A 14,756-nucleotide genomic window follows, 5' to 3' on the forward strand; every position below is an offset into this window, starting at 1 on the left:
GCCATGGGAACGTTCGCGCTCGGCGTCACGCCAACAGATGACCTGATCGACGTATCGCGCAGCATCGTCGTGACGGGGCTTGCGCCCGGCGCGCAGGTCGGCATCGTGGCGCAAACGCGTCGCGGCAATGGCGTGTTGTGGCACAGCCGTGCCGCATTCGTTGCGGATGCGCAAGGCACCGTCGACCTCACGCGCGACGCGCCTGTCTCGGGTGACTACACCGGCGTCAGCGCGATGGGCGTCATCTGGAGCCAGCGGCCGGAAGACGGCAAGGCGCGCGAGGTGTTTCCGCTGGCTGCCACTGAGCCGTTGACGACCACGCTCACGGCCACGGCCAATGGCGAGTCGATCCATGCGCGCTTCGTCCAACGGCTGGCCGCACCTGGCGTGACGCGCCACGATGTGCGCGCACCGGAGAATGAGCACGGTCTGGTCGGCACGCTGTACCTGCCCGATCCGTATGCGCACCCGGGGCCCCGCCCTGCCGTGCTGATCCTCAACGGCTCGGGCGGCGGCATCAACGAGCCACGCGCGGCGCTGTATGCCTCGCACGGCTATGCGGCGTTTGCGCTGGCCTACTTCAAGGCGCCGGGGCTGTCGGACTACATCTCGAATACGCCACTCGAATATTTCGAGCGCGCGCTTGCCTGGCTGCGCAAACGCGTGGAGCCGCTGCACGACTTCGTTGCCGTGAGCGGCCAGTCGCGCGGGGGTGAACTGGCATTGCTGCTGGGCGCGACGTTCCCGGAAGCGGTATCTGCGGTCATCGGTTACGTGCCGGGCGCCGTCGTGCACAGCGGGCAGAACGCCGCCGACCCCGCTGTCGGCCGCGAAGGCCCCACGTGGCTGTATCGAGGTCAGCCGCTGCCGCATCTGTGGGAAGGCAACCGCACGGCGACCTGGGCACCGTTCGACGAAGGCCCCGCGCCGCATCGGCATGAACGCGCCATCCGCACCGCGCTGCAGGATGCAGACGCGGTGGCGCGCGCTCGCATCCGCATTGAGCGCGCGCGTGGACCGGTCCTCCTGCTCTCCGCCACCGATGACGGCTCGTGGCCCTCGAGCGACTACTCGCGCATGGTGACGACCAAATTGGCCGAGGTACGCCACCCCTACCCCGTCCAACATTTCGACTATGAAGGCGCGGGTCACGCCATCGTCTTCCCATACGTGCCGACCACGCAGCTCGTCTATGCGCACCCGGTGTCGGGCCGCATCAGCACCGGCGGCGGCGAGCCGCGCGCCAACGCTCGCGCCGACGCCCAGTCGTGGGCAGCAGTGCTTCGCTTCCTCGCCAGCGCGGTGGCCGCGCGCGGCGCGTCCGTACCCGATTCCCGGAGCCTTTCATCAATGGATTTCACGCCCGCACACGATGTGGTCGACCAGATTGCCGGCCTGGAAGACGGCAGCGCCACGCATGCGCTGCGCCATGCCCGCGAAAAGGTCGCCACGGCCACGCAGGGCAGCTACGACGCATTGTTCGATGCAGACCTGCCCGGCCTGCCGTTGGGCGAACGCCTGCTCGTCGCGCTCTATGCCTGCCGCCTCACCCCGGCGCCCGAACTGGCCGAACACTACCGCGCGCGCCTCGCGAATACGCCGGTCGACGCAGATGCCCTGCAAGCCGTCGACCACGGCGATATCGACACGCTGACCGACGCCCGCCTGCGTGCCATCCTCGCCTTCACGCGCACGCTCGTCGAACGCCCCATCGAGGGCGACCGCGATGCGCTGTTGCGATTGCCCGCGGCGGGCCTGGCCACGGCCGACGTCGTGACGCTCGCGCAGCTCATCGCCTTTCTGTCGTATCAGACGCGGCTCGTCGCCGGCTTGCGCGCCCTTCGCGAAGCCGCCGGCAGCGGCAACGCCACCGCCTCCACGGAGACCGCAGCATGACCGAGATCATCCGCGCCCACGGCTTCACCAACGAATCGCTCGAGTGGCAAGCGTGGCTCGATGTGGTCGACCTCGACCGTGCCACGCCCGAGCAGATCGCCGTACTCGAAGAGAGCCATCCGAAGGCGAAAACGTCCGACTACTACCGGTTTCTCGTTCACCAGCCCGAGATCCTGCGTCAGCGCTCGGCGGCGTTCAACGCGATCATGTATGCCCCGGGCGGCCTGTCGCGCGCTGAACGCGAACTCGCCAGCGCAGTGGTGTCGCGCGTCAACGGCTGCGTGTATTGCGCATCCGTCCACGCACAGCGCTTCGAGCAGCTTGCCAGGCGCAACGACGTGATCAAGCAGGTCTTTGAAGACCCGCACATCGCGGGCACGAACGCGCGCGAGCGTGCCATCGTGCTGTTCTCGATCGACCTGACACTGCGCCCCGGCGACGTGCGCGGCGAAGACCTGAAACCGCTCAAGGACGCTGGCCTGACCGACGCAGAAATTCTCGACTTGATACACGCCGTGGCCATCTTTGCCTGGGCGAATCGGCTGATGCTGAATCTGGGCGAGCCGGTGTTTCCGGGCGCGGCCTGAGCCAGGCGGCATCGCTCCAAAAAGAAAGCCGCAGGTTTGCGCCTGCGGCTTTTTCGTTCAGTGCAGCAGCATCACACCATTGGCAACTGCCGCACCGGCTTACCGGTCAACTGCGCCACGGCGTGCGCCACAGCCGGCGCGATGGGGGGGACTCCCACCTCACCCATGCCGCTGGGCTCCGCCGTGCTCGGCACGATGTGCGTTTCGATGACGGGTGTCTCGGCCATCTTGAGCGCCGGGTAGTCTGTGAAGTTCGACTGCACGACCTGGCCGTCCTTGATGTCGATCCGGCCGTACAGCGCCGCCGACAGACCAAAGATGACCGCGCTTTCCATCTGCTGCGCAACGATGCCCGGGTTGACCACCGTGCCGCAATCGACAGCACAGACAACGCGATGCACACGCGGCTTGCCGTCCTTCATCGACACCTCCACGACCTGCGCGACCACGGAGCCGAAGCTCGGGTGCAGCGCAATGCCGCGCGCACGCGGTGCGCCGTCAGCGGCGGGGGCCAGCGGTTGTCCCCAACCGGCTGCCTGCGCCGCCGTGTCCAACACCTTCAACTCACGCGGATGGTCCTTCAGCAACTCGCGCCGGATCGCCAGCGGGTCAAGCTTGGCCTGGGCCGCCACCTCGTTGAGAAAGCCCTCCATGAAGAACCCGTTGTACGAGTGCCCCACGCTGCGCCAGAAGCCCACGGGAACCGGCAGATCGACCGCCAGATGCGCGATGTGCTCGTGTTCGATTTCGTACGGCAGGTCGAACAGGCCTTCGGCGGTGTAGCGATCGATGCCTGCTGATGGCGCACCGAACAGTCGATCCAGCTCGCCCGCAAGAATCGATTGGCCGGCGCTGCGCGAAGCAATCGCGGTGACCTTGCCGTTCTGGACACGCGCCTTGAGCCGGGCGATGGCGTGCGGGCGATAGAAGTCGTGGCGGACGTCTTCCTCGCGCGACCAGATCACCTGCACGGGCTTGCCTTCGGTCTTGGTGGCGATGGTCACGGCCTGGCCGATGAAGTCCGATTCCAGCCGTCGCCCGAAACCGCCTCCGATGAGGGGGATGTCGATATGGACCTTGTCGCCGCTCACGCCGGCCGCGCGCGCCGCCACCAGCTGTGCCAGCGTGGCGACCTGCGTCGGTGCCCAGAGATGCACGCCCTCCGACGTCACCTGCGCGGTGCAGTTGATCGGCTCCATCGTGGCGTGCGCAAGATACGGCGCGGTGTACTCGGCCTCGACGATGGTGGCGCCATCGGTCTTGTCGAAGGCTTTCAGGCCGTCGCCCGTCGATCGATACGTGAAGCCGCCCTTGTCGCTGTCTAGCGCGCTGACGAGCTGCTGCCGAATGCCTGCGGAATCGAGCTTGGCATGCGGGCCGTTGTCCCACACGGGTTCGAGCGTTGCGAGCGCCTGCCGGGCCTGCCAGTAATGGTCTGCCACGACGGCCACGCCCGGCGCGCCGCCGCCTGCGCCCTCGAACGGCACCACGTAACGCACGCCCGGCATGCCAAGCGCCGCTTTCGACTGGAACGTCTTGAGCTTGCCGCCAAACACCGGACACATCACGACCGCGGCATACAGCATGCCGGGCAGGCGCGTGTCGATGGAGAAACGCGCGCTGCCATCCGTCTTCGCAGCGAGATCGTTGCGCGGCGCCGGTTTGCCGATCAACCGGAATTGCGAAGCCGGCTTGAGCGTCACGTTGGACGGTGCAGAAATACCGCGCGCCGACTTGGCCATCTCGCCGAACGTAGACTGTTTGCCGCCGGGCCCGATCAACTGGCCTTCACGGATGCTGACGTCTGCAGCCGGCACGTTCCATTCGCGCGCGGCGGCTTGCACCAACGCTGCACGCGCCGTGGCGGCGGCCTCGCGCACGGGCTGCCAGCCATCGGCGGTGCTGCTGCTGCCGCCGGTGATGATGAGCCCGATCTCACGCGCGCTCTTGGCCATGATCCAGTGCAGTGCGCGTGCCCAGGTCTTGTCTGCGCTATCGGGATGCAGCGGCAATGAGCTGTCGCCCATGGCGACGACGTTGCCGTAGATGCGCTCCACCGGCGCGCTTTCGATGCGCACGCGCGCGAGCGGAATGTCCAGCTCTTCGGCCGCCAGCATCGACAGCGCGGTGTGGATGCCCTGACCCATCTCCACACGCGGCATGGCGAGCACGACGTCGCCTTCGGGTTTGATCTTGATCCAGCCGTTCAGGGCAATCTCGCCCTTGTGCTCGGGGAAGATGTCCGGATCGCCCACGCGGCTGCGCGGCGGCATCACGCCCCAACCGACGACGAGTGCGCCACCGATGCCGAGGGCGCCGAGCAGGAAACGGCGGCGTCCGCTGCGCGGTTTTGTAGTCTTCGCGTTCATGCGCGGCCCTCCCGCAACGCCTTGGCAGCGCGCTTGATAGCGGCGCGCATGCGCGGATATGTGCCACAACGGCAGATGTTGGTCATGGCCGCGTCGATGTCGGCATCCGTCGGGTCAGGGTGTTGGGCCAGCAAATCCGCCGCGGCCATGAGCATGCCGGACTGGCAATAGCCGCACTGGGGCACCTGCTCGTCAATCCAGGCTTGCTGCAGCGCGTGGCGTTTGCCCTCGCCGCCGGCTAGTCCTTCGATGGTGGTGATGTGCTTGCCGGCCACAGCCGCCACCGGCAGCACACAGGACCGCACGGCCGCACCGTCCACGTGTACGGTGCATGCGCCGCACGCCGCGACGCCGCAGCCGAACTTCGTACCTGTCAGGTTCAGGTGATCACGCAGCACCCATAGCAGGGGCGTGGCCGGGTCGCACTCAACACTGACCGGCTTGTGGTTGACGTCCAGATCCATGGGGCGGTGGTCTCCTTGTCCTTGTGATTTTTCTTTGCTGGGCAAGCGTACGTTCAAACGGCTTGCAGCGGCAATAGTGGACACCCTCGGTCGGGGGCTGCGCAGGAGATCCGGCAAACCGGGCCAGACCAAGGCTGGAGGGGTTGGCTAGCTCGCCCGGTGTGCTACAATCGCGGGCTTCCGGAGAGATGGATGAGCGGTTTAAGTCGCACGCCTGGAAAGCGTGTATAGGTTAATAGCCTATCGGGGGTTCGAATCCCCCTCTCTCCGCCAGGATTCATTCTCAGCGACTCTCGCTGTGTCCCAGACGCTCTCGCAGTCCCCGCTAAATAGCGGGTTCCGTGGGTAAAAGCGTTCTTGCCTCGTCCCAGGGCCTCCCAAATAATCCCACCCTCAATTGTGGGTAGGATTGTGGGTATGGCTTCCTCCAGACAGATACACCGCCTCAATGCTCTGCGCGTCGCCAAACTGCTGACGCCTGGCTACCACGCCGACGGCGGCGGCCTGTATCTCCAGATTTCCGATAGTGGCTCGCGGTCATGGATCTACCGCTACTCGCTGGCCAAGCGTGCGCGCGAGATGGGGCTTGGCCCGCTATCCGCCATTTCCCTGGCGGAGGCCCGGGCCGAGGCGGCCCGCTGCCGCAAGCTGGTGGCCTGCGGCATCGATCCCATCGAGGAGCGCAAAGAGCGCCAGCGCGCCGCCGAAGCTACCCCCAATTCGATGCCTTTCCGCGAAGCCGCGCGCATGTACATCGAGTCGCAGCGCGAGGGCTGGAAGAACGCGAAGCACGCGCAGCAGTGGGAGAACACACTCACCACCTACGCCTACCCCATCTTGGGCGACGTCGACGTCCGGGACGTAGACACGGCGATGGTCCTGCGCGTGCTGCAGCCGATCTGGACGAAGAAGGCCGAGACGGCCAGCCGGGTGCGCGGCCGCATTGAATGCGTGCTCGACGCGGCCAAAGTCCTGGGTAAGCGATCCGGCGAGAACCCCGCGCGGTGGCGCGGCCACCTGGACAAGCTGCTGCCAAAGCGCGAGCGGTCTAAGAAGGTGAAGCACCACCCGGCCCTTCCCTGGCAACAGATTCCGGAGTTCATGCCGCAGCTCACGGCGCGCGACGCGCCGGCGGCCCGCGTGCTGCATCTGCTCATCCTGACCTGTGTGCGGACGACCGAAGCGCTGCACGCTCGACCGGAAGAATTCGACCTGGAGCGCCGCGTGTGGACCGTGCCGCCCGACCGCATGAAGATGGAAAAGGAGCTGCGCGTGCCCCTCTGCGCCGACGCTGTACGCCTGGTGCAGGAAGCGATGACGACGGCCACCGACTACCTGTTCCCCGGCCAGAAGAAGGGAAAACCGCTGTCGAACATGGCCATGCTCAACATGCTCGACCGCATGGGCTACAGCGACGTCACCGTCCACGGTTTCCGGTCGACGTTCCGCGACTGGGTGGCCGAATGCACCGAATACCCCGACTCGCTGGCCGAGATGGCGCTCGCCCATGCCGTCGAGAGCAAGGTGGAAGGCGCCTACCGTCGCGGCGACATGCTGGAGCGCCGGCGGAAGATGATGGAGGACTGGGCCAGGTACTGCAGCGGGCGAACGGGCGTTGTCCTGCAGCTGAGGGGTGACCAGGCGGCGGCGTAACCCGAAGCTGATAGGTCGAACGAAGAACAGCATGAGAGCGTCGACACTCGCGCCACCGACCGGGCACCTGGTCCCTTCCCGCTCCTACAGTTGACCATCGGAAAAAGGTAATCTCGGTAATCTCCCAGGCCGGTTCGGCCGCAAACCTTTGTGGGACAAGGCTTTGCAGGGATTCGAGTAGAGGTAATTTCTTGGTAACCTGTAGGTAATCTCGTTACCTTTGTAGAGAGTCACCTCTTCCCTTGCGCTGATCTATAAGAATCAAGGACTTACGAGGGGATTACCTTTTCGATTACTCAACATTACCTTGTCGGGGTAATCCGAAAAGTGTTGATAAATCAAAGAGATGCGTTGCTTTTGGGGGTGGGGTTACGGAAGTTACCTTTTTCCGATGCTCGCCCGAGATTGTGTTCGTCAAAACAAAGGTAGGGCGGCCAATTGGGGCGAAGAGATGCAGGCGCTTGCTGCCAGACGTACTCGGCCGGTACTGCCGCCCAACCAAACGATGTATGCGAATGCACTGGCGACAGACACTTCTAAGGGGCTAGCCCTACTTGAAGCAGAGCGTACGACTTTCACCTACCGTGCCAATGTTCGTCAGCGCAAATCTGCGGTTTGTGAGATGCATGCGGTGATATATGATCATCCGTAACCCACGACCCGAGAGGAAGGTCCATGCGAGCAACAGAGGTCTTTACCCCTGGTAAGAACCCCACAATTACATTCGTACGCGAGCATCTCGAAAGCCGCGAGCAGACCTTCAAAGACGCCCGAGAGCAAGGGCTTCTCATCACAATCTCTGGTCCGTCGAAGTCGGGCAAGACAGTCTTCGTGAAGAACGTCGTTGGCCCGGACTATTTGGTGCCCGTGACAGGCGCTGGCGTTACTGCTCCAGACCAGCTTTGGCTGAAGGTTTTCCATCAGATCGGGACAGAGATTCCAACCGGCAGCTCGTCAGAAGTGAATCGATCAGCCTCGGTCAGTGTTGGCGGAAAAGGCTCTATGGACGCACTGATCGCAAAGGGTGAGATCAGTGGCCAAGCAGCTGGAACACTCGGGGATAAGACAACCTCGTCGACAAGCCAACCGGTAGACTATCTGCAACTGCTGATTCGGGAGTTGGCCAAGACGGGCTTTGTGGTGTTTATCGATGACTTTCACTACATCCCGCCAGAGGTCCAAAAATCCGTTGCCGAGCAAATAAAAGAAGCTATCGACAAGGGGGTGGAAATTGTTTGTGCCTCGGTACCCTATCACTCCGAAGATTTGTTGAGAGCAAATCCGGATCTTCAGGGTCGATTTGTGCCAATTGACTTTGACTACTGGGACACGGAAACGCTGAAGAAAATTGGCTCCCAAGGATTTGGTGAACTGGGCATCGAACCGGACCCGCTCCTTCTTCTGGCCTTCGCCAAGGAAGCGGCGGGATCTCCCCAACTCATGCAGTCAATCTGTCTAAACGCTTGTTACGAACTCGGTGTGCGCGAAAAATTGGGTACACCACTTAAAGCAACAAACAACAAAGAATTTCTCTCTCGCGTCTGCAACAGGACATCCAGCACAGACTTTTCAAGCACCCTTGAGAAGTTGCGCGAAGGTCCAAAAACTCGGGGCACGGACCGCATCACGTACAGGCTGCGCGCCGGAGATACCGGTGATGTCTACACGATCGTCCTTAGAGCTGTTGCGCTTGATCCTCCGCAACTCCGCTTCCGTTACTCGCAACTACTTGGGCGAATCAAGGAAGTCTGTGAGAAAGACACGCCCTCAGGCTCAAGCACTACGGGCGCTTGCTTGCACATCGCGAACCTCGCAAACGACGGCCAGCCCAAGGTATTGATTGAGTGGGACGCCGTGAGCGAAATCTTGGACATCCGCGAGCCATACCTCCTCTTTTATATGCGATGGTCGGATACCTTGGTCAAGCTGGCGTGAGTTGTAGATCGTATTGGCACGCTGCATAGTTCTGCTGCATAAATTCGCATGCGGTCTTCATGCTCACTGAGTCACGCTGCACCACTGGGCCCAAAGGCGGCTTGGCCACGTGCGACTGCAAAGATTCCATCCGATGAAGCGTGCGGGTGAGGCGGGGTCCCAACGGCGCGCGCCAGGTCGCGACACCAGCCTGCCTGCCTCTTCCCTGCCCCTCCCCACCGCGCTGCAGCCCCTCCAGCACGCGTAGAGCGCGCGTGGTGGCCCGATCACGAAGGGGATAGCGCTGGGGCAAGCTGTGCGCAAAGAAGCTCTCCAGCGCCCCAATACGTGCCTATCGGTCCACGTCTGCATTGTCTACGTTGACTCGTAGGATCGTGCCTCGGATACTGTATATTCATACAGTATTTGCAGCCATGGAATCGCCCGCACCTCCGCACATCGTCCACAAATACCGCTACCTGGACGCCAAGACTGGTCGCTGGAAAATGACTCGGCACCACATGAGCGCAGAGGCGGCCGAGCAGTTTTTTGCGCCCGGCGCTTCGACACACTTCAGGGCGGAGAAATGGGAGCCGGTGGAAGCCACACGGGAGGATCGGGGGAGCGGCCATCCAATGCAGGGAAAGGGCATCGACTGCCATCCGCCCAAGAGCGCCCCGCCTCCGCCGCCCAGGCTGAAGGTCGAGGAGGTTCGCGCGATATGGGAGCGGAACAAGTGCCAAGACGTAAGGCGCTTGATCTGGGAGATCTGGTATCTCCGCAGCACGGTTGACTACGCCCGTTACGTCGCCGCGTGGGTGGAAAACATCGATATCGACCCACCGTTTGACCGGCGGGTCACAGCGCTGCAGATGGCGCTTACCAGCCACCCTTCTTCGGCCGACCTGGAATGGAGCAGCGCCGAGATCGTTCTCCTGAAGCGACTCGCCAAAGCGCGCCGCTGATCTATCATGACCTCACCCACGGGAGCCGCCCATGTGCTACTCCGCCCAAATCGAAGCCGACTATCGACGGTTCGTACACGAGTACGGCGCGATCATGTCGCTCGACGAATTCACGCGGATGGTGATGGAGTACTTCGCCAACCCGAAGATGCGCGTGCCGCGGGCAATGACCGCGCACTTCCTCGAATCGCCCGAGACGAACGAAGAAAAGAAAATCGCCGAGGTCATCCGCGCGCGCATGGCCGCAGACGAGATCGCGCTGCTGCAGGAGCTGGCCAAGCAGACGGAACGGCTGGAGAAAGCCCAGCAGGCCCTCGCCGCCAAGGCCACCAAGAAGGCTGCTGAAGACGTCCGCATCGCCACCAACAAGATCGCGGCAGCCAAGGGCAAACTCGAAGAGCTCAAGAGTACCGAGCTCAAGCCGCGCGACTCGCGCATCTACCCCGGCTGGTACGCGCCCGTGATGGTGATGGAGAACGGCCGGCGCGTCGTCAAACCGATGCGCTACCAGTGTCGCCCCGCCGGCAAACCGGCCTTCTACGACGAACAGTACCCCGGCACCTACAACGCGCGCCGCGACAACCTACGCGGCTTCTGGAAAGGCCAGTACGGCCACACGCACGGCCTTGTCCTGATCGACGCCTTCTATGAGAACGTGACCGGCCCAGACGGCAAAAACGTCGTGCTCGAATTCCGCCCCGACCCGCCGCAGACGCTGCTCGTCGCCTGCGTGTGGTCACACTGGCGCGCGACCAAGCCCGGGGAAAAGGATCTGCTGTCGTTCGCCATCATCACCGACGATCCGCCGCCGGAGATTGCCGAGGCCGGGCACGATCGCTGCCCGATTGCGATCAAGCCGGAGAACATTGATGCGTGGTTGAACCCGGAGCCGCGCAGCCTCGATGCGGTAGACGCGATTCTTGAGAACAAGCTGCGGCCGTATTACGTCCATCGGCGTGCGCCGTGACATCCGCTTTGGCCGAAAGACCTCGTGAGGCTTGGCGTGCGGACCGGACTAAGAGTCAGACGACGGGGACACGATTAGCCAATCCTGCCGTAACTTGTTCTTTGAACGGCTTCATGCGCAAGTAGGCGCGCTTGGAAAGATCGATTTGGTAGTCGAGAGACTTGCGGATTTCCGCATGAATATGAATTGCGTTGCGTGCCTCATAGAACTCAATCAGGTCATCTCGCAGGGCTGGCTCTATTAGTCCCAATGAAGCTGCACACTCCGCCTTCTTATCGAAACGGACCTTCGATTCGTCTGTTCGTCCTATGGCCTCGAACGTCGGGATAATTTTCTTACCGTCGTGCTCAAGATGCTTCTCAAGCAGCTGCATGCTGGCGGGCGGTATCGATATTTGCTTCTTCGTCGGGAACTCGGTGAGTTTCTTCACTTCCGGTTCTGTTGAAAGCGTTTCAAATAAGATATGGTGGATTACAGCCTCATAGATTGAAGCGTACGATAGAATTTGAATTCGTATTTGTGCACGCAAAAGCCAATCATCTGCCTCCAATCCTTCTAACAGCTTGTAGATATATCTCGTTGAAATAAATTCTTCGCCGAGTCGCTTGGCCAACGCATCGTCACTAATGAAGTCGAAGTACGAGACATGCCAATCCTCAGTGGCAACGTGCGCACTGATGTATTTGGTGATTTGATCTTTAACCGTCGTTTCAAATGTCATGTCATTCCTACTTGTAGTTTAACGTCCCGACTCTGCCCTGTTACACGGTCTTACACCCAACAGTCAGTCGAGCAGCTTTCTTGCGCGTGAATATTTTCAGAAGCAAAGCTTTCGTGTCAGCAACCCCACGGAGCGGCATGGCCGAAAGAGCAATCCACCGATCCCTGATATTGAAAGGCCTTCACGTCAGGCGGGCAATACCCTCTCGAGGAGGGGTACGCGGTTTTGCGATTTTGCAAACATTACCCATTTCATACCGACGATGCACCAAGCCCATACTCCTCAAACCGCACCACCTCTTCCCCCACCCACTCATTAATTGCCAACAGCCGATCCTGCAGCGGCTTAACCTCATTCCGCGCGAACACCAAGGCAGCCTTTTCCACATCACCAAAGCCCCCGGTATTCGACGGAATGATCCCCATGAGCTGCGGCGGCACCCGGTGCGACGCGAGTTGGTCATCGCGCGTCACGTTCTTGATGTTCCAGAACTCGTCCTTCGCGGCCACTTCTGACACGGGCAGAAGCTGAATCCCGTCCTTCTTGCCCTTCGGCGCATACATGAACACGTTGCGGAAATTCCCCGGCCCCTTCGACGACGCGATCGCGTCGCGCAGCCCCTTCACATCCTCCATCCGTTGCGCCTCGTCGGTCATGTACAGGATGAAGCCTGCGTGTGAGCCGTTCTTGTAATACTTCCGACGAAACAGCGTGGCTGACTCGTTCAACCAGGTCGCATTCAACGACGACAGGTATTCCGGCAACCCATACACCTCCTGATTAATGTCCGGCTCCTGCAAATGAAACACGGTGCCGCGCGCGAACTCATGCGGCTCGCCTGCACCGTGCACGAAGTAATACGTCGACAAATCGACACCCCGCCGCATGTACTTCGCCATCGCAGGCACCAATCCCATACTGGAGCCCGCCCAGCTCAAGCGGTTTTCCAAATACGCATTGCCAAACACCTGCCAGTCAAGCACAAAGCGCTCGAAGGCGGCGCGCGGGAACAACCGATGCGGAATAAACGTGCTGACCAGGATGTTGCGCTTCACATAGATCGCCGAACTGTGATGCGCAGCGGCCCGGAACGACTTCGCCAGGCCATCCCACGGCAGCGGCGGCTCAAACCACTTCCCCATGCGCATGCACTCCAGATAGTCGAGCAGCTCGCGCCGGTCGAGCACCTCCATCGGGTCACCAAACGAGAAGACCTCCGGGCGCGCCGCCTGGTCGTTGGGGTGCGCAGCGGGCGTCGCTGTGCCAGCGGCGCGCCGATTCTTCTTGCGGCTCATAAGAACTCCATAAAGCTGGTATTGGTCGAGGTCGCGCCTTCGAGTGGTTCGTACGAAAGCGCATGCATGCAGGCCCACGCCAGATCGGCGTGGCTGGTGTCCTCCGAGCGCCCTGCCTGATAGGTAACGCGCGCGCCGGAGGCGGTAACGGTTTTCTTGATGGACATAAACGACGCGGCGAAGTCCGTCCAACCGGCGTCGAACTCCAGCCGGCCTTTGCTGATGACGTCGTACGCCTTCAGCACCAGGTTCGTCTTCACATCGACGGAATACGAGAACCCGTGCGCGTCAGGCCTGCACCTCGTTACGAGCTGGTACACGGCATCCCCGACCCCTGTGCGGTCGATCCCGATGAAGGCCACGGTGTAGCGTTCGCACATTCGCAGAATGGCGCGCGCCTGCTCCTCAAAATCGATGCCCTTGAACTGGTGTTTCTCCAGCACGCGGAACTTGCCATCAGGCACCGTCGGCGGCGCTACCACCACAATGGCCGCACTGTCGCCCGTTGGCCCACCCCCGTTAGGGTCATAGCCCAACCACACCTCCCGCGTACCAAACGGACGCGGTGCAAACGGCCGAAAGTCCGCCCACTCCTCCCAGCTATCGACCATCCCGCGAGACAGCATCGACAGCGGGAAGACCGACGCCGTGTCATCCACAAACTGACACATCAGCAGGTTGGCGTACTCGGGCTCGCTGTACTCCAGCCGCAACTGGTCCAGGTCGAACAGATTGCAGCCACCACGCAGCGCGTCCTCCACCGACACGATCTGCCGCCACTGCCCATCTGCGCAGCGTAGGCCGTCGCGCAGCGCCGCGTGACTCACGTCAATCTTGACCTGCCGGTCCTTCGCCTTCCCCCTGTTGAACAGCGCGCCCGACCAGAACGGATACGCCTCATGCGCCAGGCTGGAAGGCGTCGAGAAATACGTCTGTCGCCAGTGCTTGTGGATCGCCATACCAGAGGCAACCTTGCGTAGCTCCTGGAAGCGCGGCACCCAGAAGTACTCATCGAAATACAGGTTGCCGTGATAGCTCTGCGCGGTGCGCGCGTTCGTGCCCAGGAAGTACAGCGTCGCACCGTTCGGCAGCACGATGGGATCGCCCTTCAGCTCCACGCCGGCAGCGTCCTTCGCAAACTGCGTCATGTACTGCTTGAACACGTGCGCCTGTGCCTTGCTGGCCGACAGGAAGATCTGATTGCGTCCCGTCGTCAGCGCATCAATAAACGCCTCGCGCGCGAAATACCAGGTCGCCCCAATCTGGCGCGACTTCAAGATGTTGCGAATGCGCTCCGCCTCGCCCGCGCGATGCCACACCTGCTGATACCCGAACAGCGAATCGCGGAACGCATCCAGCAACTGCTCCTGCTCCTCCGGGCTGACCGCGTTGCGCTCCGGCTTCTTGCGCGGCCCCGCATTGCGGTTTGCCACCTTGGGGTTGAGGTCCGTCTCGTTGCCGCCATCGCGGTAACGCTCGCGCCGCGCGATGTTGTTGAGCTGCCGGTTCAGCAGGTCGATCTCTTTGAAGTCGCGCCCTTCTTTCTGCTCCTTCGCCACCAGGCGCATCAAGCGCTCTTCAATCGTCAGCGCCACGCGCTCATCCGGCGTCGTGTCCGCCCACCCGTCGCGGCGCTTCCAGCTATGCACCGTCACCGGCTTCACCTTGAGCATTTCCGCGATGCGCGCAACGCGGTAGCCCTGCCAGTAGAGCGAACGCGCCACGCGGCGCGGGTCCATTTCCGGGTCGATTGAGAGAGAAGCGATAGGCGGCAACGTAGTCATGCCGCAACGCTACCGGCCGCGCGCGCGCGTGCCACGCGCTGCCTGTTGTAGCGCCGGTTCGCACAACACCAACGCGTTGCCCGCGCGATGCACGGCGCTGAAGATGACAGCACCAACGAACCACAGACCACCGAGGACAAC

The 14,756-nt window shown here is 62.3% G+C and carries 11 protein-coding genes and 1 tRNA gene; 7 read left to right on the forward strand and 5 right to left on the reverse strand.

Annotated features, from left to right (window positions below):
- Positions 1-3: 3 nt before the first annotated feature.
- Together N5B55_RS08965 and N5B55_RS08970 are read left to right on the forward strand one after the other, a co-directional pair.
- The gene (locus N5B55_RS08965) at positions 4-1,896 is read left to right on the forward strand and encodes a CMD domain protein (protein WP_304537942.1); all 1,893 of its coding nucleotides are present in this window, start codon (positions 4-6) and stop codon (positions 1,894-1,896) included.
- The gene (locus N5B55_RS08970) at positions 1,893-2,483 is read left to right on the forward strand and encodes a peroxidase-related enzyme (protein ID WP_065856579.1); all 591 of its coding nucleotides are present in this window, start codon (positions 1,893-1,895) and stop codon (positions 2,481-2,483) included. Before N5B55_RS08965 ends, N5B55_RS08970 begins: the two co-directional genes overlap by 4 nt.
- Positions 2,484-2,554: 71 nt before the next feature.
- On the opposite strand, the gene N5B55_RS08975 is transcribed toward N5B55_RS08970, so the two are convergent.
- Positions 2,555-4,852: a xanthine dehydrogenase family protein molybdopterin-binding subunit gene (locus N5B55_RS08975; protein ID WP_304537943.1), complete on the reverse strand. Its 2,298-nt coding sequence runs from the start codon at positions 4,850-4,852 to the stop codon at positions 2,555-2,557.
- Positions 4,849-5,316, reverse strand: coding sequence for a (2Fe-2S)-binding protein (locus N5B55_RS08980; RefSeq protein ID WP_065856583.1), 468 nt, complete (start codon positions 5,314-5,316; stop codon positions 4,849-4,851). Before N5B55_RS08980 ends, N5B55_RS08975 begins: the two co-directional genes overlap by 4 nt.
- Positions 5,317-5,498: 182 nt before the next feature.
- Between N5B55_RS08980 and N5B55_RS08985 the strand changes: the two genes are divergently transcribed.
- The 5 genes from N5B55_RS08985 to N5B55_RS09005 all read left to right on the forward strand — a co-directional run bounded on the left by N5B55_RS08985 (position 5,499) and on the right by N5B55_RS09005 (position 10,815).
- Positions 5,499-5,589 (forward strand) — tRNA-Ser (locus N5B55_RS08985).
- A gap of 144 nt (positions 5,590-5,733) precedes the next feature.
- Positions 5,734-6,969: a tyrosine-type recombinase/integrase gene (locus tag N5B55_RS08990; RefSeq protein WP_304537944.1), complete on the forward strand. Its 1,236-nt coding sequence runs from the start codon at positions 5,734-5,736 to the stop codon at positions 6,967-6,969.
- A gap of 675 nt (positions 6,970-7,644) precedes the next feature.
- Positions 7,645-8,904 (forward strand): hypothetical protein, encoded by a 1,260-nt coding sequence (locus N5B55_RS08995; RefSeq protein WP_304537945.1) that lies wholly within the window; start codon positions 7,645-7,647, stop codon positions 8,902-8,904.
- Positions 8,905-9,317: 413 nt separating this feature from the next.
- Positions 9,318-9,848, forward strand: coding sequence for a hypothetical protein (locus tag N5B55_RS09000; protein WP_304537946.1), 531 nt, complete (start codon positions 9,318-9,320; stop codon positions 9,846-9,848).
- A 31-nt stretch (positions 9,849-9,879) separates the two neighbouring features.
- The gene (locus N5B55_RS09005) at positions 9,880-10,815 is read left to right on the forward strand and encodes an SOS response-associated peptidase family protein (protein WP_304537947.1); all 936 of its coding nucleotides are present in this window, start codon (positions 9,880-9,882) and stop codon (positions 10,813-10,815) included.
- 55 nt (positions 10,816-10,870) lie between these two features.
- Here N5B55_RS09005 and N5B55_RS09010 read toward each other — a convergent pair whose 3' ends face one another.
- The 3 genes from N5B55_RS09010 to N5B55_RS09020 all read right to left on the reverse strand — a co-directional run bounded on the left by N5B55_RS09010 (position 10,871) and on the right by N5B55_RS09020 (position 14,597).
- The gene (locus tag N5B55_RS09010) at positions 10,871-11,536 is read right to left on the reverse strand and encodes a hypothetical protein (RefSeq protein ID WP_304537948.1); all 666 of its coding nucleotides are present in this window, start codon (positions 11,534-11,536) and stop codon (positions 10,871-10,873) included.
- A 251-nt stretch (positions 11,537-11,787) separates the two neighbouring features.
- Complete coding sequence (locus N5B55_RS09015) at positions 11,788-12,831, reverse strand: phage portal protein (protein WP_304537949.1); 1,044 nt, start codon at positions 12,829-12,831, stop codon at positions 11,788-11,790.
- The gene (locus tag N5B55_RS09020) at positions 12,828-14,597 is read right to left on the reverse strand and encodes a terminase ATPase subunit family protein (protein WP_441295869.1); all 1,770 of its coding nucleotides are present in this window, start codon (positions 14,595-14,597) and stop codon (positions 12,828-12,830) included. The genes N5B55_RS09015 and N5B55_RS09020 overlap by 4 nt, the downstream gene beginning before the upstream one ends.
- Positions 14,598-14,756 lie beyond the last annotated feature (159 nt).

It is taken from the genome of Ralstonia pickettii (assembly GCF_030582395.1).
In the GTDB taxonomy this organism is placed as follows: Bacteria; Pseudomonadota; Gammaproteobacteria; order Burkholderiales; family Burkholderiaceae; genus Ralstonia; species Ralstonia pickettii_D.